We start from the raw sequence: 22,127 nt of genomic DNA, 5'->3' as shown, positions 1-22,127 counted from the left end.
GAGCGGGATCCGGATTCGATCGGCGGTCAGGGCGGGTTCTGGCGCTCGAACGTCGCGGCGTGGACCACCGATGACGATCCGACCGACGGGATCACGTTCGACGGCTGGCACGTGGATGACGTCGGTCTGGCCGCGGCGCTCATCGAGGGGGACCACGACTCGAACGACATCGGCGGGGAGGTGACGAAGATCCCCACCTACGGATTCACCGTCGGCGACGACATGTACGTCTCGTACATGTCCGTGTCCCACTGGGGCGACCCCGGCGCCTGGGATGCGAACCACTCCGCGCTGATCACCTCCTCCGACGGCGGTGAGAGCTGGCATCCGGTCCCCGGGGTGCGCTGGCCGGGCGACTCGAACTTCGTCCAGTTCGCCACGGCGCACGTCATGGACGGTGGCAGCGACTACGTGTACATCTGGGGCATCCGCTCAGGCCGGTTCGGCGGCGTCCAGCTCATGCGCGTGCGGTCGGAGCGCAGCGCCGTCGAGTCGCAGTCGGGCTACGAGTACTTCGCCGGTGCCGACGGCGCGACCCCGCACTGGAGCGCCGACATGACGGATGCGGTGACCGTCCTCGAGGGCACGATCGGCGAGCTCTCGGTCATGTGGTCCCGCTATCTCGACCGCTGGATCATGACCTATTCGGACGCGGGGAACGCCTACATCCGCGAGGGGGCGACGCCCTGGGGTCCCTGGGGTGAGCCGATCGAGGTGGCATCGGCGAGTGACTACCCGGGCCTCTACTCGCCCTATCTGAATCCGCGGTACCCCTCCGCCGACGGGCGCACCGTGTACTTCACCATGTCGCTCTGGGGCCCGTACAACGTCTTCTGGTTCTCCGCCCGACTCGATCGCAGAGTGCCGTGAGTGAGATCCCTTGTGCTTGAAATCGATTTCGTCTAACGTGACCTCTACCCGGTCGGCGCGGCCCGTTCGCCCGCCCGTGTCCCTCGGCACCAGCCGAACACAGCCCCGATTCGACGACGATTCGTGTTCCTGAGGAGGAACCAATGGCAATCAACACTTCTCGCAAGAGGCGGATGATCCTCTCCGCCCTCGGTGCGGTCACAGCGGTCGGCCTTCTCGCCGGCTGCGGTTCGAGCACTCCCGGCCAGGGAGCCGGCGACGGCGACGGCGGCAGCGGCGGCGCCACCACGGTGCAGTTCTGGCACCGCACCTTCACCCCGGTGGAGAACGCCTGGTACAAGGACATCGTCAAGAAGTTCAACGCCTCGCAGGACAAGATCAAGGTCGTCGACACCGAGGTGCCGGCCGACGCGTGGGACCAGAAGATGAAGGCGGCGCAGGCAGCCGGCAAGGCTCCCGACATCTACACGCACTCCGGCAGCATCCAGGACGCCGTCAACGCCGGTCAGCTCTACGAGCTCAACAAGGTCGTCGATCAGTCCAAGCTGGACGAGATCATCGATGCGGCGAAGCCCGTCTCCGAGATCGGCGGCAAGTACTACGCGTACCCACTGCTGCTCGAGGCGCAGACCGTGCTGTTCTGGAACAAGGAGATGCTGACCAAGGCCGGTGTCGACGCGGAGGCCGGTCCCACCACCTGGGACGAGCTGCTCGCGGACTGCGCCAAGATCCAGCCGACGCTCGCCAAGGGCACGTACTGCATCTCCCCGGCATCCGACGCCGCGACCTTCGCCTGGTCCACGGTCGGACAGCAGTACAACTTCTCCGGTCACACCGCGCTGACCGACGACTGGACCAAGCCCGACATCAACAACGACGGCTACAAGAGCCTGATGCTGAAGTACAAGGAGCTCTGGGATAAGGGCTACATGGCCAAGCAGGCGCTCGACGCGTACGTCGGCGGCAAGGACTTCGGCGAGAAGAAGGTCGCCTTCAAGGTGTCCGGCTCGTGGATGATGTCGCAGATCGGCTCCGACTACAAGGACATGCTGACCAACACCGGCGTCGGTGCGTTCCCGAACGCCTCCGGCGGCGACGACCGCACGGCGACCACGCTCGGCAACTTCAAGTGGGTGATCGACGCGAAGAGCAAGAACCCCGAGGCCGCAGGCAAGTTCCTGGAGTGGGCGCTCGCCGGTGACACCGCCAACCTCGTGCCGTTCTTCGTGCAGACCCAGTTCACCAAGGTCCCGGTCCGCAAGTCGGTGCAGGATGCCGTAGCCAAGGACGAGGCCGCTGCGAAGGCGCCCTGGTCGAAGGTCGTCGTCGACGACATCGCCCCGACCGCCATCCCCGAGCCGACCTACCCGTGGGACGTGTCCCTCGCCGTCGGCACTGCGATGGAGTCGGTGATGAAGGGCGCTGCCACACCGGATTCCGCGATCGCGACCGCCGAGAAGGCGATCCAGACCGTGATCGATCGCGAGAAGCTGCCCGAGAAGGCGCCGAAGAACTGACATCCGAGATCCGGGAGCCGGCCGACTGGCGCCGGCTCCCGGAACCATGCCGACAGGACGGGACCACCGATGACCACCGCCGAGAGGGGCGTGCGGCGCCAACAGCGTCAGCGCCATGACCGCTACCGCTACCGGGACACCAAACTCGCACTGCTGATGCTCGCGCCGGTGCTGATCCTGCTGGGGATCTTCGTGATCTGGCCGGCCTTCTACGCGGGATTCCTGTCCTTCCAGGACTGGAGCTTCTACAAGGAGCCCGTCTTCGTCGGGTTCAAGAACTTCACCGACGTGCTGAGCGACCCGCTGTTCATCGCGACGATCGGCCGCGGCTTCGTGTTCGTGCTGATGACGGTGCCGCCGATGCTCGTGCTCGCCTACCTGTTCTCCAGCCTGGTCGTCGCGGTGTCGCGCCGCTTCGCCAGCATCCTCAAGGTCAGCATCTACATCCCGACCATCATCTCGGGTGTGATCACGTCGATCATCTTCGTGCTGATCTACGACTACTCCGGCGGTCTGCTCAACGCCTTCCTCGGCGCCTTCGGCATCGATCCGATCGCATGGATCGGCGATCCCGCCTGGGCGCTCCTGGCGATCGCGATCCCGGCCGTCTGGCTGGGCATGGGATTGACCTCGCTCATCATGGTCGCCGCGATGGTCGACATCCCGACCGAGTACTACGAGGCGGCGGCGATGGAGGGCGCCGGCTGGTGGCAGAAGACCTTCTACATCACCATCCCGCAGATGAAGAACGTCTTCCTCTACCTGCTCGTGACCGGCTTCGTCGCGGCGATCCAGCAGTTCGAGCTGCCCCTCGTCATGACCGGCGGCGGGCCGCTCGATTCGACCACGCTGCCGAACCTGTTCATCTTCAATCACTTCCGGAACGACATCAACGTCGGCTACTCGATCGCCGCCGCACTGCTGCTGTTCGTCGTGCTGGGCTCCGTCTCGGCCCTCGTGTTCAAGTTCGTCAACTCCGAGAGGCTGGTCGACTGATGGCCGTCATGCAGGGTGAGACCACCCGTATCGTGCTCGCGGGCAAGGAGCCGTCCGCCCGGTCCAGGCTGCCGCGGACGTCGAGCGGCTGGCTCGCGCTGGCCGGAAAGGTCATCGTCGGCCTGATCTTCCTCGTGGCCGCGCTCTTCCCGCTCGCCTGGATGGTGATCGCGGGCTTCAAGTCCAAGACCGAGGTCGTCTCGACGCCGTTCCAGTTCTTCCCCGAGGTGTGGCGCTGGCAGAACTACGCGCAGATCCTCGCCGACCCGACGTTCTCGCGGACGATGCTGTGGACGTTCCTCGGCGCCGTGCTCTTCACCGTGCTGAGCCTGACCGTGAACTCTCTCGCGGCGTACGCGTTCGCGCGCCTCAACTTCCGGTTCCAGCGCACGCTGTGGGTCGCGGTGATCACGACCATGTTCATCCCGGGCATGACGATCCTGCTGACGAGCTTCATCGTGGTCACGCGCCTGTCGATGCTCGACACGCTCGCGGTGCTCGTGATCCCGGGGGCCGCGAGCGCGGGAGCGGTGTTCTTCATCCGGCAGTTCTATCTGAACATCCCGGCCAGCCTGGAGGAGGCGGCCATGCTCGACGGATGCGGTCGCTTCCAGATCTTCTGGCGCATCTTCCTGCCGCTGTCGAAGCCGCCGTTCGTCGTGATGGGGATCACGGCCTTCCTGGCCTACTGGAACTCCTACGTGTGGCCGATCATGACGATCACGACCCCGGAGCGATTCGTGGTGCAGCAGTACCTCGCCACGTTCCGCTCCGAGCGCAGCACTGAACTCGGCCTGCTGATGGCGGGTTCGGTCCTCGCCGCGGCTCCGGTCGTGATCCTCTTCCTCATCTTCCAGCGCCAGATCATCGGGAACATCAAGATGGCCGGACTCAAGTGAGCGGAGGACCAGGATGCTGCTGTCGGTGACGGGTGCGAGCGGGACGGGCAAGTCGACCGTCCTCGAACTGCTGCGCGAGGTCGACTTCGGGACTCCCGTGGTCTGCGTCGAGTTCGGTGCCGCCCGGTGAGCTGCTCGCCGTGCCGTCCGCCGAGCAGCTCGACGGCATCGCGGTCTGCGTGCTGGCGGCGTCACCGCAGGTGCAGGAGGCGCGCCTGATCGGGCGGGGCGAACCCGCCGACTCGCTGGTGCACCACCTGCGGTTCGGGCAGTGGTTCCGACGCCACTCGGAGGATCCGCAGCATGCACCGGAGGTCATCCGCGTGGACACGCCGGTGCCGATGGACTGGTCGCGCTGGGAGACGCTGAGCGGCGTCGATCCGCGCTGGCCGGTGACGGTGCTGGACACCGATGCGCTCTCGGCCGGAGAGGTCGCCGAACGGATCGAGGCATGGGCGAGGGAGAACCTGGCCGACGTCGAGTCGGCCGAACCACGAGGCCGCTGAAGCCGACCTCACGACGAAGGAGTCGAGCATGACCGAGCAGTACCGTCAACCATGGATGAGTCGTCGCGCACTGCTGCAGGGCGCCCTCGCTGCGGGGGCGGTGGGCGCGGCATCCGCTGTCGGCATCGCGGCCGCACCGGCCGCGACGGCCGCCGGGCCGCTGACCGTCACGCGGATGAAGGTGCTGGCGGGCACCCAGACGAGCGTGCAGTACGGCGTCGGGGCGACCGACCTGGGCATCCCGGCGCGCACCCCCGACGGGCGCCTGCTGTTCGTGTTCGGCGACACCTGGGCCGATCACGTCGGCGGTGCGAACTGGCGCTCGCCCGTGGCCCTGTACTCGTCGACGACGAATCTGGCAGCGGGCGTGACGTTCAATGGATGCGCCGGCGCCGGGACGGCGACGACCGGCGTGGCCCCGCAGCTCTGGTACTACCCGCATGACGCCTATTTCAAGACGGTCATCCCCTCGGATGTCATCACCATCGGATCGCGGATGTACCTGCATGCGATCGTCAACGGTCCTGAATTCGGCATGGTGCGATGGACCGAGCTGTGGGCATCCGACGACAGCGGAGCCACTTGGTTCCACACCGGGCTGAAGTTCCCGGCGGACATGGCGGGCGGACGCTTCCAGTGCATCACCTGGGGTCTGGGCAACGACGGGTACGTCTACATCTACGGGACGGGGTTCCAGCGCGACAAGGGAATCGTGCTGTACCGCGTGGCATCGAGCCAGATGACGCAGCTGTCCGCCTACCAGCCGTGGGGGTTCGCGAACGGGTCGTGGGGGTGGGGCAACCCGGCCACCGAGGTGCTGCCAGGCAAGTTCGGCGAGATGTGCCTGCGACCGCTGGGCGGCAAGTGGATCCTCACGTGGTTCAACGCGGCCGACTACCGGATCGACGCGATGGTGCTGAACACGCCGACCGACAACCTCTATACGGCTGCGAAGACGACCCTGCTCTGGGGCGGAAGCTGGGGATCCGAGGATGCCACGCACGTCGCGCAGCTCTACGGCGGCTACATCATCCCCGGCTCCACCCTGGGCGACCTGCATCTGAGCGTGAGTCAATGGAACACCGGCAACAGCAGCGTCTATCACTCCGAGCAGTTCCGGGTGCAGGGGCTGGCCTGACAGCGACGAAGCGATCGAGGACCGAATTGGCGTGCACCTGACAGTTCGTCTCCCAGGAGACCGCCCCGATCTCAACGGAGCCGGACGCTCAGTCCGGGAGCGTCATCTGCCTGAGCCCGAACCAGTACGAGGTCACGCCCGCGGGGGCGCAGGGGCAGACGTTGGACTGCACCCACGCGGTCTTCTCGTCATCCGAGACGAACTTCGACGGCACGGTCGTGGCGTAGCCGCCGATGCGATCCGCCTGCCACGGGTACGTGCCGAAGTCCTCCGAGAGCACGGGCGTCCACGGGCCCCAGGGCTGCGGTGCCTCGTAGAACTCGAACGTGTACTCGGTCCACGATGTGTAGAGGTAGCGGCCGCGCTTCGGCAGGTACGTGACCCCGCCCTGTGAGATCACGCTCATCCCGTGGGCGGTTCGCCGGTCGTCCACCAGGACGGGCTTCTTCGCGGCGATGTCGCGCGTCCAGGTGGCCTCGGCGGCGCCCGGCTCACCGGCGAAGAACTCCCAGCTCGCGCGGTCCTGAACGGAGGCGGTCGGCACCCGGGCCAGGAACAGCTCGGTCGGATCCGGCACGACGTCGGTGAACGAGTCGCGCCAGTTGCCGTCGAGCCCGAAGGCGTAGACGTAGTCCTTCTCGGGCCGGCGCTCGGCATCCATCCCGTAGTCGGCGAACCAGACGGTGGTGAAGACGCCGTCGTCGAACATCGGCGCCGAGTGGTCCCAGTTCCACGTCCTGCCGTGGTCGTCGCTGCGCGCGATCGTCGCGTTCGGGGCGGCGTCGAAGTCGGGTGCGAGATCCTGCACGGCCAGGTACAGCGCGCCGCCCATGCACAGCATCCCGGTCGGCTTGCGCGTGTACCCCTCGGCATCCGTCCAGACCTGGCCGAGGGCGTCGCCGGACACGAGCCCTTCGCCCGCCAGATCATCGGATGCCGGGGTTCCGGTGATCCGGTTCATCACGATGTCGCCGAACGTGCTGCCGAACCCCGAGCCGTCGCCGTTCGCGGCATACAGTGCACCGTCATCCGACCAGCAGCTGGGCCACAGATCGCCGTCCGAGACGCCGATCGCGGTCGGCGCATCCGCGACGGTCACGGCCTCGATCGGAGCGGATGCCGCGGAGCATCCGGTCAGCAGCACGGCGCTCACTGCGAGGATCGCGATCGAAGCCGACCGGCGGTTCATGTCACCATACCGTGTACCCGCCGTCGGCGACCACGTCGGAGCCCGTCATGAAACTCGACTCGTCGGAGGCGAGGAACAGGATCACCGAGGCGACCTCGTCAGGGGTTCCGAGCCTTCCCATCGGCGTCCGCTCCCGCCAGACGACGCCCAACTCGGGCTCGCGATCGAGCAGGGCTCCGGTCAGATCGGTTCCGATGTAGCCGGGCGAGACCGAGTTCACCCGCACGCCACGGTCGGCCCACTCCCCGGCGAGGGTCCTGGTGAGGTGGATCACGCCGGCCTTCGCCGCGTTGTAGCTGGACTGCTTCTGCGGGAAGTTGCTGATGATGCCGCTCATCGACGCGATGTTCACGATCGACCCGCGTCCCGCCTGGAGCATGAGCCGGCCGAACGCCTGGCACACGTAGAACGTGCCGGACAGGTCGATGTCGACCACCTGCCGCCAGTCGTCGACCGACATCTCCTCCGCACTCGACGAGCGCACGATGCCAGCGGCGTTGAGCACGACGTCCGGGGTGCCGAATCGGTCGGCGAAGTCGGATGCCGCGGCTGCGACGGCAGCGGCATCCGTCACGTCCGCCTTGACGAACTCGACGTCCACGTCGTCGACGGTCATCGCGAGGTCGAGCACCACGACGCGGGAGCCCTGCTCCAGGAACCGCCGCACGGTCTGCAGCCCGATGCCGCGCCCGCCGCCGGTGACGACGACGAGCCGGCCGGCCAGCGAGGGGTAGGTCGCGTGCGTCATGTCACACCCTCGGAGGAGTCGCGCCGAGGTCGGGAACGGGAGCCGTTCCTAGGTGGACCTCCATGTCGTCCGCAGACGGGCTCTTCGGACGTCGCGCGGTCGGGCGGTCGAGATAGAACATCGCGGTCGACGCGATGTCGTCGCGCAGCGGGAGGTAGCGCCATCCGCTGCGCCAGCCGAGAGCCTGGATGTCGACCTTCGGGATGCCCGTGGCGAAGTGGATCGGGTCCTGCAGGTGCCAGCGGTACATGCCGAAGCGCTGCTGCGACACGTACAGCCCGTCCGGGCGGATCACCTGCGGCATGCCGAGGTAGGGCGTGGAGAACTCGGTGTAGCCCCTGCCCGGGATGTCGAAGTTCCAGGCGCCGCCGAAGTAGTCCTCGGTGCCGGTGCCGCAGATCGTCGGGTGGTCGGTGTCGTCGTCGAGGTAGAACTTGATCTCGCCCTCGCCCCACCATCCGTTGGAGTTGACACCCCAGGCGATGTAAGTGCCGACGTAGTGCCCCTCGCCCTCGATGCCCTCCAGGAGCACGTGCGGCGTCAGCTCCTCCAGCGGGTTGGAGCGCCGCCACTGCGCGTGGAAGTAGGCGTCGTTCGAGTGGTCGCCGCCGATCTCGTAGGTCACCTGGTAGTAGACCCGCACGTCGACGACCGAGGTGTTCTCGATCGTGAGACGCGCACCGTCGCGGAACGGCATCGGCCAGTAGGAGTTGAAGCCGCCGTGCGGGTTGGCCGCGATGGCCTGCGAGTTCACCTGCGCGAAGACACCCCAGCCGTTGCAGAAGAAGTCGCCGTACGGCACCTCGACGGCGGGCTCCTCCGCGCCGTCCCAGAACGCCCGCAGGATCAGGGTGCGCCAGTTGTCGGTGTGGGTCGTGATCCAGATGTGCGTGATCTTGCCCGCCCCGGCGATGGAGGCGAGCTCGAAGGTCTCGCCGGCCTTGATGTCGACGCTGGGTGAGATCTTCCAGCCGGGGCCGAGGTCCCGTGCGCAGTCCGCGCCGGTGCCCTCGGTGGCTCGTCCGCCGCCTCCGGCCGCACCGTCGAAGTTCTCCGGTGAGATCGAACGCGTCTGCACCTGTCGCAGGGCGGCGATGGAGTTGAGATCGGGCATGCGTGCACTTCCTCGTGTCGGCGTGTGGGTGTTCCGTCACAGTACCTATTAACCGCGTCTGTTGCAATCGATTTCAACACGCTAACCTGTCGTCACAGGAGTTTCATGCGAGGAGACACGTGGCCACGATCTATGACGTCGCGCAGCTCGCCGGCGTGTCACCGGCGACGGTCTCGCGCGTCTTCAACGGGGTGGGGGTCTCCGAGGCGAAGACCACCGCGGTGCGCCATGCTGCCGAGCAGCTGAACTTCACGCCGAACCGCGCGGCCCGCACGCTGCGCCGGCAGAGCTCCGAGGTGATCGCCCTGGTGATCCCGGACATCGAGAACCCCTACTTCACCGAGATGGCCCGCGGCGTCGAGGACGTCGCCAGCGAAGCCGGCTACTCCGTGGTGCTCTGCAACAGCGACTCCCAGGTCGACAAGGAGTCGACCTATCTGCGCATCGCGATGGCCGAGAACATGTCGGGCGTGATCCTGGCCGCGGCATCCGATCACACGAGTCTCGACGAGATCCTCGCGACCGGAAGGCCGGTCGTGGCGGTGGACCGCAGCACCGGCTACGACATCGACGGAGTCGTGATGGCGAACCGCGACGCCGGGCGCATGGCGACCGAGCACCTGCTCAAGACCCATCGGCGAGTGGCGTACATCGGCGGCCCGGAGCACATCGAGACCTCGAGCGACCGTGCCGAGGGGTGGCGGGTCGCGCACCGCGCGGCCGGCATCGAGCCCCCCGTCGACCTGCTCACCTTCTCGTCGTTCCGCGTCGACGGCGGTCGCGATGCCATGGAGCGGCTGCTCGCGCTGCCCGAGCCGCCCGATGCGGTCGTGGCGGGCAACAACCTGATCGGGGTGGGCGCGATCCAGGTGCTCACCGAGCACGCGCTGACGCCTCCGGCGATCGGGGTCGCCGTGATCGGCAGTCTTCCGTTCACCACGCTGTCGCCCAGCGCGGTCACCGTCGTGCGCCTGCCGGCGCGGCACATGGGCGTCACCGCCGCACGCATGCTGCTCGAGCGCATCCGCGGCGATCAGCAGCCCGCGCGCACGATCGTGCTGCGCAACGAAGTGCGCGCCGCCAGCGCCTCGCGCTGACCTCGGGAGCGCGAGGCGCCGGATTCCCGGCCCGTTCCTCGGCGATGCGTCCGTCATCCGGTTGCGTCATGAAATCGATTTCGCGTACGCTGAGGTCGCGGGAGAACACAGCATCGGCCGAGGAGGACCACATGCGCTGCACCCTCGGGGTCGACATCGGCACATCCAGCAGCAAGGGCGTGCTGGCAGCCGAGGACGGGTCGATCCTCGCCACTGCGACGCGTGCGCACGACGTCGATCGCCCCCGTACCGGCTGGGTGGAGATGGACGGCCGCATCTGGTGGGACGAGTTCGTCGCCATCTCGCAGGAGCTGCTCGCCTCGGTCCCGGACGCCGAGGTCGTGGGCGTCGGCGTCAGCGGGATGGGCCCCTGCGTCCTCCTCGCCGACGAGGACGACGAGCCGGTGCGCCCCGCCATCCTCTACGGCGTCGACACGCGCGCCACCGCGCAGATCGCCCGCCTCACCGCCGAGCTCGGCGAGGACGAGATCACCCGCGTCGGGGGCTCGTCGCTCACCTCGCAGGCCGGCGGCGCGAAGATCGTCTGGGTCGCAGAGGAGGAGCCGGATGCCTGGGCTCGGGCGAGGCGGCTGTTCATGCCCGCCTCCTGGCTCGCGCGCAGGCTGACCGGCGCCTACGTGCTCGACCACCAGTCCGCCAGCCAGGTCTCGCCGTTCTACGACGTGGAGGGCGAGCGCTGGCACGCGCCCTGGTGGGACGCCTACGCCGCTCGCATCGAGGCGCCCCCGCTGACCTGGGCCGGGGACGTCGCGGGCGCGGTCACGGCCGAGGCATCCGCCCTCACCGGCATCCCCGAGGGGACACCGGTGATCACCGGCACGATCGACGCCTGGACCGAGGCAGTCAGCGCGGGAGCGCACGGCATCGGCGACCTGATGCTGATGTACGGCACCACGATGTTCCTCGTGGCGACCGTCGCCGAGACGCTGCGCACGCCGTCGATGTGGACGACCGCCGGGGCCTTCGAGGGCACCCGGAACCTCGCCGGCGGCATGTCGACGTCGGGTGCGCTCACGGCCTGGCTCAAGGACCTGACGGATGCCGACTACCCGCGGCTGCTCGCAGAGGCGGCGGATTCCGGCGTCGGAGCGCGCGGGCTGCTGGTCCTGCCCTACTTCGCGGGTGAGCGCACCCCCATCCAGGATCCCGACGCCCGCGGCGTGATCGCCGGGCTCACCCTCCGTCACGGACGTGGCGACCTGTACCGCGCCGCTCTCGAGGCCACGGCACTGGGCGTGCGGCACAACGTGGAGACCATGCGCGAGGCGGGGGCGGACATCCGCCGCATCGTCGCCGTCGGCGGAGGCACGCAGGGGCGCCTCTGGCTGCAGATCGTCTCAGACGCCACCGGGCTCGTGCAGGAGGTGCCGGCCACGACGATCGGCGCGAGTTACGGCGCCGCGTTCCTCGCTGCAACCGCTGTCGCGCCCGTCGGTGCCGCGCCGCGCATCGAGGACTGGAACCCCGTCGTGGATCGCATCGAGCCGGACCCGGCCCGTCGTGCAGCCTACGACGAACTGTTCGACCGCTACCTGCGCCTCTACGCGGGCACCGCCGAGGTCGTGCATGAGCTCGCGGAGTCGCAGCGGGACGCGGCTCACCGGGACGAGGCCCACCGGGACGGCGACCGATGAGCCGCCGCGCCCGCCCGATCCCGCACACCGCGGAGAGCGTGGCGTTCCCGCTCGGCGGGATCGGCACGGGCAACGTGTCCCTCGGTGCGCGCGGGGAGCTGCGCGACTGGGAGTTCGAGAACCTGCCCGACAAGGGGCGGCTCAATCCGCGATCGTTCTTCGCGATCCATGCCGCCCCGCAGGGCGGCCCCGCAGTCACCCGCGTGCTGGAGGCGCGGAGCGACGGCAGGCACGACCGGGACGCGGGGTACGGGTTCGACGAGCTCGCCGGCCTGCCGCGGCTGGACTCCGCCGACCTGCGCGGCGAGTACCCCGTCGTCGACATCGACTTCACGGACGCGACGCTGCCCGTGACCGTGTCGCTGCACGCCTTCACCCCGCTCGTGCCGCTCGACGCCGACGCCTCGGGGATCCCCGCCGCCGTGCTGCGGTACCGGGTCGCCAATCCCGGCGACGCACCGGTGGCCGTCACCGTGGTCGGCAGCATGAGCCACACGGCCGGCCGGGGGACGCCCGGGCCGGACGCGCCCTGGGGCATGCGCGGCACGCAGTCGGTGCGCTGGCGCGAGAGCGACGGCATCCGCGGTCTCGACTTCGACATCGACCTGGATCACGACGATCCCGGGTACGGGACCATGAGCCTGACGACGACCGACTCGTCGACGACCGCCAAGCCGCAGTGGGTCACCAGCTACTGGCCCGACGGCGCGCGGCTGTTCTGGGACGACCTCGCCGACGACGGCCTGCTCGCGCCCGAGCCGCGGCTGACCCTGGAGGACAAGCCGCGCGGCCTGTTCGCCGAGCGGGATGCGGATCCGGACGCGCCGGCGCTCACCGAGGAGCAGATGCTCGCCAAGCTGCCTCGTGTGCGCACCGGATCGCTCGGCATCGTGCACACGCTCGCACCCGGCGAGGAGCGGGACTTCGAGTTCGTGCTCGCCTGGAGCTTCCCCAACCGCCGTCGGGGCTGGCACGGTCACATCATTTTTGATGATGCTCTGGAGTCGGGGACGCGCGACCTGCGCGAGGAGCTCGGCCCCGTCGTGCGCAACCACTACGCGGCGCTCTGGCCGGATGCCTGGGCTGCGGCCGCGCAGTTGCACTGGGACCTGCCGGCTCTGGAGGGCGCGACCGACGCCTTCGTCGAGACGCTCTACGGCGGGAGCCTCGACCCCGTGCTCGCGGACGCGGTCGGCGCCAACGTCGCCGCGCTCCGCTCGACCACCTGCTTCGTGCTGGATTCGCCCACGCCCGAGCTGGGCGACGGGCCCGTCTTCGCGGCCTGGGAGGGATCGTTCGACCACGGCGGCTCCTGCGAGGGCACCTGCACCCACGTCTGGTCGTACGCGCAGACCGCGGCCTGGCTCTTCCCCGGGCTGGAGCGCAGCGCCCGCCGCGCTGAGTACCTGCTCGAGACCGATGAGAGCGGAGCGCAGAAGTTCCGCGGCAACAGGATCTTCGGGGCGCCCCGCTGGTTCATCGGCCCCGCCGTCGACGGACAGCTCGGCACCTTCCTGCGCCTGCACCGCGAGTGGCGCTTCTCCGGCGATGACGACTTCCTCCGGGAGCTGTGGCCCGCCGCGGCGCGGACCCTCGACTACGCCGCGCACGAATGGGACCACGACGGCGACGGGCTGCTCGACGGCGAGATGCACAACACCTATGACATCGAGTTCCATGGTGTCGAGCCGCTCTCGAACGTCATCCATCTCGCCGCGCTGCGCGCCGGCGTCCGCATGGCGGAGCATCTCGGCGACACGGCGCGCGCGCAGGAATGGGCGCTGCGGGCTGACCACGTCGCGGCCGCGATCGAGAGCGTGCTCTGGAACGGCCGGTATTACCGGCAGGTGATCGACGACGTCGACGCCCACCGCTACCAGTACGGCGACGGCGTGCTGTCGGATCAGCTGCTCGGCCAGTTCCACGCCTTCCTGGGCGGTCTCGGGTACCTGCTGCCCGAAGCTCATGTGCGCTCCGCGCTGGACGCGATCGTCCGGCACAACCACCGCAGCGACCTGCGCGACCACGAGAGCACCCAGCGGGTGTACGCGCTGAACGATGAGGGCGGCCTGCTGCTGGCGTCCTGGCCCGAAGGCGGGCGCCCCGCCCTCCCGTTCGTCTACGCGGACGAGGTGTGGACGGGCATCGAGCACCAGGTCGCGGTCTCGCTGCTCTTCGCAGGGCGGTACGACGAAGCGCTGCGCATCGAGCGCACGCTGCGGGCGCGCTACGACGGGGCGCACCGCAACCCGTGGAACGAGATCGAGTGCGGGAACCACTACGCCCGCTCGCTCGCTTCCTGGGGGCTGCTGATCGGCGCCAGCGGCGCGCAGTGGGATGCCGGCGGGCGCACGCTCTCGTTCGATCCGGCGCTGCCGGGGGACGCCCGCTTCCTGTTCACCACGGGGACCGGGTGGGGCGGCGTCGAGATCGGCGAGGACGCGATCACCCTGCGGCTCCACGGTGGCGTGCTCGACCTCGACGAACTGCGGCTCCGCGGCGAGGTCGCCGGTCGCGGCATCCATCTCGATGCGGGAGAGACCCGCACCCTCACTCTCAACTGAACCTCACACCCACAACGGAGAATCCCATGAGCTACACCCTCCCCACCCCGGTCGCCCGCCCCGAGGCGGCGCCCAAGACCGCCTACCTGATCACCTCCGGCGACCTGCGCGAGTCCGCGAACGTCGCCGGCTGGCCGACCCAGGTCGAGCTCGAGACCGGTGTGACCGGCGTGCTCGAGGGCCTCGGCTGGTCGGTCATCCGGCCCTTCGGCGTCGACCCCGCCACCGGGCACGGCTTCATCTCCAGCCAGCGCATGGGCATGGAGGTGTTCAAGAGCATCCCGGTCGACGCCCCGCTCGTCGTCGCCATCGCCAACTGGCAGTACTCGCACCACGTCCTCGCGGGCCTGCGCACCCACCGCGGTCCGATCCTCACCGTCGCCAACTTCGCCGGTGACTGGCCGGGCCTCGTGGGCCTGCTCGGCCTGAACGCGGGCCTCACCAAGATGGGCAAGGAGTACGCCACCACCTGGTCGGTGGACTTCACCGACGACTGGTTCACCGGCGGCATCCGCGAGTGGACCGAGACCGGCCGCATCACGCACGACGCCTCGCACGTGCGCGCCCTGCCCGAGCTCCCGGACTCCGCCGAGAAGCAGCTGGGTCAGGCGCTCGCCGCCGAGCTGCTCGCCGACAAGGCCATCATCGGCGTGTTCGACGAGGGCTGCATGGGCATGTACAACGCGATCTTCGACGATGAGCTGCTCAACACCATCGGCATCTACAAGGAGCGCCTCTCGCAGTCGGCGCTGTACGCCGAGATGCTCGAGGTGACCGAGGCCGAGGCCGACGCCGCCTACGACTGGCTGGTCGACCACGGCATGACGTTCAAGTACGGCGAGGACGCGGCCACCGAGCTCACCCGCGAGCAGGTGCAGTGGCAGATGAAGATGTACATCGCCGCCCTCCGCATCGCCGACGACTTCGGCCTGGACGCCGTCGGCATCCAGTACCAGCAGGGCCTGAAGGACCTGGTGCCGGCCTCCGACCTCGCCGAGGGCATCCTGAACTCCACCGAGCGCCCGCCGGTGACCTCGCGCGACGGCTCCCGCGTGCTGCACGAGGCCCGCGCCTTCCCGCACTTCAACGAGGCCGATGAGGGCGTGGCGGTCGATGCGCTGATCACCGACCGGGTGTGGCGCGCGATGGGCCTGGTGCCGGACAACACTCTGCACGATGTGCGCTGGGGCGAGGAGCACGACGGCGAGTTCGTCTGGGTCTACGAGATCTCCGGCTCCGTGCCCGCCTCGCACCTGGGCGGCTGGGACAAGGCCGAGGGCTGGCGTCAGGGCCACGTGTTCTTCCCGGCCGGCGGCGCCACCATCAACGGCGTCTCCAAGCCCGGCGAGGTCGTGCTCTCGCGGGTGTTCATCGCCGACGGCATCCTGCAGGCCGACATCTTCCGGGCATCCGTCGTGGAGCTCCCCGAGGCCGAGACGCAGCGCCGCAAGGACGCGACCAACCCGGAATGGCCGATCGCGCACGTCGTGCTGCACGGCCAGAGCCGCGACCAGTTCATGGCCCGTCACAAGGCGAACCACGCGCAGCTGGTCTACGCGCCCGACGCCGAGACGGCCGACAAGGCGCTGATCGCGAAGGCCGCCATGTTCGACGGCCTGGGCATCAAGGTCAACCTGGTGGGCGACGTCACGATCTGACCCACGGCATCCGCCGCCGAGAACCCGCCTCCCGCGTCCGCGCAGGGGGCGGGTTCTTCGTCGTGCCCGGTCCGGTCAGCGCAGCAGTCCCGCGACCAGGACGTCCACGATGTCGTCGGTGGAGGTGCCGGGGTCGATGGGGGAGGTGAGCCGGTCGAAGACCAGGCCGTCGATCGCGTAGTGGAAGAGGGTGATCTCGCGGCGCCCTCCGGGAAGCCCGGCGGCCTCGTTGAACGCGACGTCGCCGTCCAGCGCCTGATGCTGCCACTCCCGCATCGCGGCGGCCAGCTCGGGCCGCCGCGCGACCTCGAGCCGCAGCTCGAACAGCGCCAGGGTCACATCGCGGTGCGTGGTGAGCCGCCGGACGATGTCGCGCACGTAGTCGGCGAACAGCTCGCGGGTCGGGGCGTCGGATGCCCGGGCCGCGAGGTCCTCCGGAGTGGGGGAGAGGCGGATGCCGATGCGCTCGACGAGCCCGGCGATGAGCTTCTCGCGACTGCGGAAGTAGTTCGATGTCGTGCCGACGGGCACACCGGCCTCGGCATCGATCGCGCGGTGCGTGAGTCCCCGAGAGCCCTCCCGGGCCAGCACGGTGATGCCCGCGTCGGCCAGCGCGTTGCGTCGCGCCTCGTTCTTCGCCATGATCCGAGACTAGCGCAACCACTTCACCTGTTGTAGTCTCAAACCACTGCACATGTCGTGATTGGAATCAGATGCGAGAACTCACCTACTTCGTCGCCGTCTCCGTGGACGGCTTCATCGCCGGACCGAACGGAGAGTTCGACCGGTTCCTCGCCGAGGGCGACCACATGGACGTCATCGGCGAGAAGTACCGCGGCACCGTTCCGACGGTGCTCGCCGACCGCGCCGGCGTGCCCGCCGACGGCAGCCCCTTCGACACCGTCGTGATGGGCTGGAACACCTACGCCGTCGGCCTGCCTATGCTCCCCGACCCGTACTCCCACCTGAGGCAGGTGGTCTTCACCCGCTCGCACGACGCCCCGGAGGGCGCCGAGGGCGTCGAGTTCACCGACCGCGACCCCGTCGACGTCGTGCGCGAGCTGAAGGCCGAGGACGGCCGCGGGATCTGGCTCTGCGGCGGCGGATCGCTCGCCGGCGCGCTCATCGACGAGATCGACCACCTCGTGCTGAAGATCAGCCCGGTGCTGCTCGGCGACGGCGTCCGGCTGTTCGGGGACCGCTCCTACGCCCCGACCGGAATGATGCCCGATGCGGTGACCCGCTTCGACTCGGGCGTCGTGATCGCGGAGTACTCCCGGGGGTGAGTCGGGGATGCCGTCGACCTCCGGTCGTCGGCATCCGACACCTCGGCGCAGGCGTGCGAACAGGGCATATGCCGTCGCCACTGTGACGGGCCGGTGGGCCCGAGGGGCTCAGGGCGTCTTGAACGACGAGACAAGATCGTCGCGAATCCAGTACGGGTCCTCGGTGCGTGTCGCCTGTCCGGTGAACTGGCTGTCCTTGATCAGCAGGTACCTGTTCCCTGCAGGACCATCGTTCCACGTGGTGTCGACCGACAGCCAGGCGCCATCGACCTTCACCTTGTTCCACGCGTGCCTGCCGCCGCTGAGCACGTCGCCGGTCACGACGACGGTCTCGACACCGGCCTGGTTCATCAGCGCCGCGTAGGTGATCGCGTACCCGCCGCACACCACCGTGCCGTGCTCGAACACTCCGTCGGGTCGCCAGGCGTAGGAGTACTTGTCGTGGGCGACCTGCTCACCCCTGTCGACGGCGTCGCGCATGGCCAGGGCGCCATAGTCGTACGCGGTGTTCGCCGCGAGCCAGTCGTTGAGCGCGACGGCGGTGTCTCGTGCGGTCATGCCCGGCTTCACCACCTGCTTCACGACGGAGGCGACGTGGTCGGCCGTGAGCTTCTGCAGGCGCATCCGCTCGCCCTTGTCGATGTCGTAGGCGGCACGGATCACCCTGCGGTCCCCGCTGTAGCTCTCGCGGAACTTCCCCAGGTCGAGGCCGACGACGTACGGGTTCTGGTAATTCGCCTCCTGGATGGCATCCCACAGGGCCTGCGCACCCGGCGCCTCGGCGTATTTCGTCACATCGATCAGCTCGGAACCGGCGATGAAGTGACCGGCCAGGAACTTCACGAAGTCGTCGGAGCCGTACACCGGATAGTCCACCTTGGCGGGCTCGGCGGCGGCGACGGCATCGGCGGCGACCTCCTCGAGCGTGCCGGAGAGCACCACGAAGCTCTCCATGCCGGTCGTCGGCTGGAAGGCCTTCTCTGCGCCGGCGTTGTACGCGGCGATGAACTCCTGCGGGCTCATGACCTGCTGTCCCCGGGGCAGGAGCCAGGTGAGCGGCGCCTTCAGCAGCGTCCCGGCACCGCTGATCTGCACCTCCCACGAGTCGTTCTCGACCGTGATGCCGTCGTCGGCGATGTACGCGCGGGTCGCGCGTGTGCGGCCGTCGAGCCCGGTGAACGCGAACTGCTGCGGCAGCGCGGCGGGGTCGGGGGCGCTGCCGCTGAAGACACCGAGATCCATCGTGTAGCGCGCGACCTCATAGGGCAGGGCGTCGATGAGGCCGGTGGCGGCGAGCGAGCCGGCTCGCGAATAGTGGGTGCCGTCGGTCGCGACCACACCCCACCGGAAGTCCCCGGTCTCGTACTTGAACGCCTCCTCGTCGGCATCTTTGGTCCCCTGTGCCATCAGCTGATCGGCACTCTGGCCGTTGAACAGCACCATCGACACGTTCTGGCGTGTGGAGGGATCGAACTGGTCGAGGTCGCCCTCCGATGACCAGCTGGTCTCCTTCACGGTGCCGTAGGCCGAGTAGAAGCGGTACTTGCTGTCATCGGTGACCACGCTGTGGCTGGAGATCACGACGTAACCGGTGGCACCGGGCACGGCATCCCAGCTCAGCTTCACTGCTCCGGTGTCGGCGATCGGCTCGGCGCGGACATGCGGTGAGGCGAGCTCGGGGGCGCGGGAGGTGATCCTGGTGACCACAGACTTGTCCAGCTTGTCGCCGTTCTCATCGACGTGGCGCACCAGGTAGTACTCCGGTTCGAGCCCCCAGCTCCAGTCGCGCGGTGCTACGCGGGTGGAGGTGCTTCCGGCGCCGGTGAGCGAGTTGGACTCGCTCGGGGTGATCCACAGCTCGGCGCCCGGCTTCGACTGATAGATCGACAGCGACGAGCGCGCCGTCAGCGACGGGTCGAGGAACAGTTCGAAGGCGTCCTCCTGCGTGGCATCCCCGTTCCTCCTCGTCTCCGGGGTGATCGAAGAGGGGTAGCGCGCCTCGAAGTCGTACGGGGCGGGGAAGGAGAACTTGCTCTGCGGATCGCGATCCAGCATCGGCTCGGTCATCAGGTAGTCGTGGCCGGACACAGCGGATGCCGTGGTCGGCAGTGATCCCGGGATCATCGGACTGAGCCAGTTGATCGCGACGACCGTCAGGCTCACGACCAGTGCGATGACCACGGCGCCGACGCCCAGCCCGATGAGCAGCGGGGTGCGGCTCTTCTTCTTGGCGGGTGCCGTGCCATCAGCGGGAGCGGCCGCAGCCTGTGCGGCCGGAGCCGGCGCTGCGGGGGCCTGTGCGGCCGGGGCCGGCGCTGCGGAGGTCTGCTCCACCGGCATCGGCTGGACGTGCGAGGTCCAGGACTGGCCGTCCCACCAGCGCAGCTGAGTCGCGTTCGACGGGTCCGGATACCAGTTGGCTTCGGGTGTGGACATGGGTGCCTCCTGGAAGCGCAGGGGGCACCGAGCAGCACGTCGCCCCCCTGACAAGACGTGACAGTCGAATCCTATCCAGGGCGGCGCTGCCGACGCGAGGGCGGGGCATGGGCAGAGGGACCCATGCCCCGCGGCCCATGGCACACGGAGGCGCCCGACGCGGTGACCCGACTCGATTGGGCGTCGTGATCGCGGAGTGCTCCCGGATGTGACTCAGGAGCGCAGGAACGCCCGATGGTCGGCATCCGACACCTCGGCATAGGCGTATGACCAGGCCGGCAGGGCATCGGCCACCACCCTGCCGCGGCCGATGTAGCCGACCACCTCGCCGGCCGTCGCCGACTGGCTGTGCGCCCGTGCGAGCACCACGGCGCACGCCTGTGCGTAGGTGACGAAGGGGGCGTCGTCGAGCTCCTCGACGTCGATTCCGCCCTTCATGTCGTGGAACTGCCGCACGTAGTAGTCGGCGTTCGCGCTGCGCACGTGGCCGAGGAACGGGTCCGACAGCGCCTGCAGCACGTGCTGCATCGCCACCACCCGTGCACCCTGGCCGCCGTGCTCGATCAGCGCCTGCAGCGCTGCCGGCCGCGCGACGCCGCCGTGCTCGACCAGCACGCTCAGTCCCGCCTGCTTGGGCTGCATGAGCAGCGTGTGGCCATCGCCGTCCTCCAGCAGCACGAGGTAGCAGCGGGTGCCGACGCTGCCCACGCCGACCACGCGCTGCGCCACGTCGGCGATCGTGTACTGGTCGAACAGCAGCGCGACATCGGCGGGTACGGATGCCAGGAACGACCGGAACCGCTCGAGCACGTGCGTGCGCGTCTGATCGTCCACGGCCGACATCGTCGGCGGTGTCTCGACGAAGCGCCGTCGCCCCTGCGGATCGAGCTCGGTGAGCCGGTGCACAGCCCTGGCCGTGGTGCGTCGCTGGGCCTGTTTCGCCGCCTGCGCGATCGCTTTGCGCGACGCCTTGTCGAGCAGCCCGCGGGTGCTCTGCACCGCGAAGTGCGCGAAGTAGCGCTCGGTCGGGCTCGCCTCCGTCGCCGTCCGCAGCGCGCGTACGTAGGCCGACACCGCGGTGCGGCAGGCCCGCTCGATCACGGTCTCATCGCGCTGCGAGGCGCGCCCGCCGATCACCACGCTCGTCAGCAGGCGCTTGAGATCCCACTCCCACGGCGCCCAGGCGGCCTCGTCGAAGTCGTTCAGGTCGAACACCAGCTCGCGCTCCGGCGATGCATAGAAACCGAAGTTCGACACGTGCGCGTCACCGCAGGAGGCCACCAGGATGCCGCTGTGCGGCGAGGTCGCGAGATCGGCTGCCATGAGCGCCGCCGTCCCGCGGAAGAACGTGAACGGACTGGCAGACATCCGCTCGGCGCGCAGCGGCACCAGCTCCGGGACGCGCGTCTCGTTCGGCACGGCGAGGATGCCGAGCGGGTCGCGGGTCTCGTCGCCGAGGCCGGCCAGGGAGGAGCGTGGCGCGACCTCGCGTGCACGGCGACCCCGTGCGTGGCGCTGCGCACGGGAGGCGGGGATGTCGGTGCTCATGCCCCATGATCCCGTGCCGCGGCGCTCCGCCGCCAGACCGACGTACGCCCGAGTCTCGACTCTCTTCGCCCCTGTTCAGCTGCCTCGCCCCTGCTGGCTTACGTGAATCAGCAGGGGCGAGGTAGCCCAGCAGGGGCGGCGACATGATGGAGCTGGGGAGAGGTGCGGGCACCGGCGTCAGGCGGGCGGGAGCTGCAGGATGTTCGACTCGCCGCCGGTCAGGTCGGCGGCGATGCGGATGCTGCGGGCCAGGTCGTCGAGCTGCTTCTCCAGCGTGCCGAACCGCTCGCGGTCGCTGCACACCGCGGTGAGCGTGATCAGATGCGTGCCGGTGTCCCAGGTGTAGGTCGCCGACGGCGGCGACGCCGGGTTCGCGGGCATCGGCATGAGCAGCTTCTCGCCCACCCCGAGCGGGGTCGGGAAGCTCTCGGTGTCGTCGTACTCGATGGGCATCATCGCCCGCATGGTGCGCAGCTGCGGGGTGAGCTCCTGCACGTTCGCCATCGCCACGACCAGCTCGGGCTCGGCCTTCCACGTCCAGGCGAGCACACGACCGTCGGCCTTGCGCATCGCCAGCGGAATCGCCTGGCTCGCCAGCCACGCGCCCACGCGCGATCCCGGACGGTCGTCGCGTCCCATCGCACTGTTGGCCTGCGCCATCAGCATCCGGATCGCGGCCTTGCGGTGTCGCCGGCCGGTGAAGCCGAGCGAACCGGTGACGGGGATCCACAGCGACGGGTCGGCGGAGGAGATCAGGCGCATGCCACCACCGTAGGGCCGATGGCACGGCATCCGCTGGGAGCGGCCGGGCCTCCCTCTCCGGCTCAGCCCGCTCGGGTAGAGTTACTGCGCCCGAGCGGGCCGGCGCACGACGCCGCGACCCCTGAGCTACAGATAGGCAGCATC

General features: G+C 69.0%; 18 protein-coding genes. 11 read left to right on the top strand and 7 right to left on the bottom strand.

What is annotated here, in order from left to right:
* The 6 genes from BGN97_RS00500 to BGN97_RS00475 all read left to right on the top strand — a co-directional run.
* Positions 1-870, top strand: an 870-nt coding sequence (locus tag BGN97_RS00500; RefSeq protein WP_292697080.1) for a DUF4185 domain-containing protein, incomplete at its 5' end; no start/stop codon positions are given.
* A gap of 143 nt (positions 871-1,013) precedes the next feature.
* Positions 1,014-2,387 carry an extracellular solute-binding protein gene (locus tag BGN97_RS00495; RefSeq protein ID WP_292697078.1) on the top strand — a complete coding sequence of 458 codons (1,374 nt, stop codon included), beginning with the start codon at positions 1,014-1,016 and terminating at the stop codon, positions 2,385-2,387.
* A 69-nt stretch (positions 2,388-2,456) separates the two neighbouring features.
* Positions 2,457-3,383 carry a sugar ABC transporter permease gene (locus tag BGN97_RS00490; protein WP_292697075.1) on the top strand — a complete coding sequence of 309 codons (927 nt, stop codon included), beginning with the start codon at positions 2,457-2,459 and terminating at the stop codon, positions 3,381-3,383.
* Entirely contained in the window at positions 3,383-4,282 is a 900-nt protein-coding gene (locus tag BGN97_RS00485; RefSeq protein WP_292697073.1) for a carbohydrate ABC transporter permease, read from the top strand. The genes BGN97_RS00490 and BGN97_RS00485 overlap by 1 nt, the downstream gene beginning before the upstream one ends.
* Before the next feature lie 116 nt (positions 4,283-4,398).
* Positions 4,399-4,788: a hypothetical protein gene (locus BGN97_RS00480; RefSeq protein WP_292697071.1), complete on the top strand. Its 390-nt coding sequence runs from the start codon at positions 4,399-4,401 to the stop codon at positions 4,786-4,788.
* Positions 4,789-4,816: 28 nt separating this feature from the next.
* Positions 4,817-5,926 carry a DUF4185 domain-containing protein gene (locus BGN97_RS00475; RefSeq protein WP_292697068.1) on the top strand — a complete coding sequence of 370 codons (1,110 nt, stop codon included), beginning with the start codon at positions 4,817-4,819 and terminating at the stop codon, positions 5,924-5,926.
* Positions 5,927-6,014: 88 nt separating this feature from the next.
* On the opposite strand, the gene BGN97_RS00470 is transcribed toward BGN97_RS00475, so the two are convergent.
* The 3 genes from BGN97_RS00470 to BGN97_RS00460 are packed head-to-tail and all read right to left on the bottom strand — an operon-like array spanning position 6,015 to position 8,977.
* Positions 6,015-7,115: a DUF4185 domain-containing protein gene (locus BGN97_RS00470; RefSeq protein WP_292697065.1), complete on the bottom strand. Its 1,101-nt coding sequence runs from the start codon at positions 7,113-7,115 to the stop codon at positions 6,015-6,017.
* A gap of 1 nt (position 7,116) precedes the next feature.
* Complete coding sequence (locus BGN97_RS00465) at positions 7,117-7,863, bottom strand: SDR family oxidoreductase (RefSeq protein ID WP_292697062.1); 747 nt, start codon at positions 7,861-7,863, stop codon at positions 7,117-7,119.
* A gap of 1 nt (position 7,864) precedes the next feature.
* Entirely contained in the window at positions 7,865-8,977 is a 1,113-nt protein-coding gene (locus BGN97_RS00460; RefSeq protein WP_292697060.1) for a glycoside hydrolase family 172 protein, read from the bottom strand.
* 119 nt (positions 8,978-9,096) lie between these two features.
* Between BGN97_RS00460 and BGN97_RS00455 the strand changes: the two genes are divergently transcribed.
* From BGN97_RS00455 to BGN97_RS00440, 4 genes are all read left to right on the top strand, one after another.
* Positions 9,097-10,074 (top strand): LacI family DNA-binding transcriptional regulator, encoded by a 978-nt coding sequence (locus BGN97_RS00455; protein ID WP_292697057.1) that lies wholly within the window; start codon positions 9,097-9,099, stop codon positions 10,072-10,074.
* 131 nt (positions 10,075-10,205) lie between these two features.
* Entirely contained in the window at positions 10,206-11,729 is a 1,524-nt protein-coding gene (locus BGN97_RS00450; RefSeq protein WP_292697054.1) for an FGGY family carbohydrate kinase, read from the top strand.
* Complete coding sequence (locus BGN97_RS00445) at positions 11,726-14,293, top strand: GH116 family glycosyl-hydrolase (RefSeq protein ID WP_292697051.1); 2,568 nt, start codon at positions 11,726-11,728, stop codon at positions 14,291-14,293. Before BGN97_RS00450 ends, BGN97_RS00445 begins: the two co-directional genes overlap by 4 nt.
* 26 nt (positions 14,294-14,319) lie before the next feature.
* Positions 14,320-15,951, top strand: coding sequence for a fucose isomerase (locus BGN97_RS00440; RefSeq protein ID WP_292697050.1), 1,632 nt, complete (start codon positions 14,320-14,322; stop codon positions 15,949-15,951).
* Positions 15,952-16,026: 75 nt separating this feature from the next.
* Here the strand turns inward: BGN97_RS00440 and BGN97_RS00435 are convergent, their stop codons facing one another.
* On the bottom strand, positions 16,027-16,593 hold the full coding sequence (locus tag BGN97_RS00435; RefSeq protein ID WP_281862095.1) for a TetR/AcrR family transcriptional regulator: 567 nt from the start codon (positions 16,591-16,593) through the stop codon (positions 16,027-16,029).
* A 71-nt stretch (positions 16,594-16,664) separates the two neighbouring features.
* On the opposite strand from BGN97_RS00435, the gene BGN97_RS00430 reads away from it, so the two are divergent.
* Positions 16,665-17,237 carry a dihydrofolate reductase family protein gene (locus tag BGN97_RS00430; RefSeq protein WP_281862093.1) on the top strand — a complete coding sequence of 191 codons (573 nt, stop codon included), beginning with the start codon at positions 16,665-16,667 and terminating at the stop codon, positions 17,235-17,237.
* Between the two features lie 108 nt (positions 17,238-17,345).
* Here BGN97_RS00430 and BGN97_RS00425 read toward each other — a convergent pair whose 3' ends face one another.
* The 3 genes from BGN97_RS00425 to BGN97_RS00415 form a co-directional block, all read right to left on the bottom strand.
* The gene (locus tag BGN97_RS00425) at positions 17,346-19,673 is read right to left on the bottom strand and encodes a DUF2510 domain-containing protein (protein WP_281862091.1); all 2,328 of its coding nucleotides are present in this window, start codon (positions 19,671-19,673) and stop codon (positions 17,346-17,348) included.
* A gap of 213 nt (positions 19,674-19,886) precedes the next feature.
* Positions 19,887-21,221: a DUF2252 domain-containing protein gene (locus tag BGN97_RS00420; RefSeq protein WP_281862089.1), complete on the bottom strand. Its 1,335-nt coding sequence runs from the start codon at positions 21,219-21,221 to the stop codon at positions 19,887-19,889.
* Positions 21,222-21,398: 177 nt separating this feature from the next.
* Complete coding sequence (locus BGN97_RS00415) at positions 21,399-21,983, bottom strand: hypothetical protein (protein ID WP_281862087.1); 585 nt, start codon at positions 21,981-21,983, stop codon at positions 21,399-21,401.
* Between the last annotated feature and the right edge of the window lie 144 nt (positions 21,984-22,127).

The organism is Microbacterium sp. 69-10 (genome assembly GCF_001897945.1).
GTDB lineage: Bacteria > Actinomycetota > Actinomycetes > Actinomycetales > Microbacteriaceae > Microbacterium.
Note: the sequence above shows the minus strand (reverse complement) of the source record. Positions and strands in the feature narration are given on the sequence as shown.

Bases quoted from the DNA above. Each gene is read 5' to 3' on its own strand.
- BGN97_RS00495 (WP_292697078.1), top strand. From the start codon at position 1,014: ATGGCAATCAACACTTCTCGCAAGAGGCGGATGATCCTCTCCGCCCTC.
- BGN97_RS00490 (WP_292697075.1), top strand. From the start codon at position 2,457: ATGACCACCGCCGAGAGGGGCGTGCGGCGCCAACAGCGTCAGCGCCAT.
- BGN97_RS00485 (WP_292697073.1), top strand. From the start codon at position 3,383: ATGGCCGTCATGCAGGGTGAGACCACCCGTATCGTGCTCGCGGGCAAG.
- BGN97_RS00475 (WP_292697068.1), top strand. From the start codon at position 4,817: ATGACCGAGCAGTACCGTCAACCATGGATGAGTCGTCGCGCACTGCTG.
- BGN97_RS00470 (WP_292697065.1), bottom strand. From the start codon at position 7,115: ATGAACCGCCGGTCGGCTTCGATCGCGATCCTCGCAGTGAGCGCCGTG.
- BGN97_RS00465 (WP_292697062.1), bottom strand. From the start codon at position 7,863: ATGACGCACGCGACCTACCCCTCGCTGGCCGGCCGGCTCGTCGTCGTC.
- BGN97_RS00460 (WP_292697060.1), bottom strand. From the start codon at position 8,977: ATGCCCGATCTCAACTCCATCGCCGCCCTGCGACAGGTGCAGACGCGT.
- BGN97_RS00450 (WP_292697054.1), top strand. From the start codon at position 10,206: ATGCGCTGCACCCTCGGGGTCGACATCGGCACATCCAGCAGCAAGGGC.
- BGN97_RS00445 (WP_292697051.1), top strand. From the start codon at position 11,726: ATGAGCCGCCGCGCCCGCCCGATCCCGCACACCGCGGAGAGCGTGGCG.
- BGN97_RS00440 (WP_292697050.1), top strand. From the start codon at position 14,320: ATGAGCTACACCCTCCCCACCCCGGTCGCCCGCCCCGAGGCGGCGCCC.
- BGN97_RS00435 (WP_281862095.1), bottom strand. From the start codon at position 16,593: ATGGCGAAGAACGAGGCGCGACGCAACGCGCTGGCCGACGCGGGCATC.
- BGN97_RS00430 (WP_281862093.1), top strand. From the start codon at position 16,665: ATGCGAGAACTCACCTACTTCGTCGCCGTCTCCGTGGACGGCTTCATC.
- BGN97_RS00425 (WP_281862091.1), bottom strand. From the start codon at position 19,673: ATGTCCACACCCGAAGCCAACTGGTATCCGGACCCGTCGAACGCGACT.
- BGN97_RS00420 (WP_281862089.1), bottom strand. From the start codon at position 21,221: ATGAGCACCGACATCCCCGCCTCCCGTGCGCAGCGCCACGCACGGGGT.
- BGN97_RS00415 (WP_281862087.1), bottom strand. From the start codon at position 21,983: ATGCGCCTGATCTCCTCCGCCGACCCGTCGCTGTGGATCCCCGTCACC.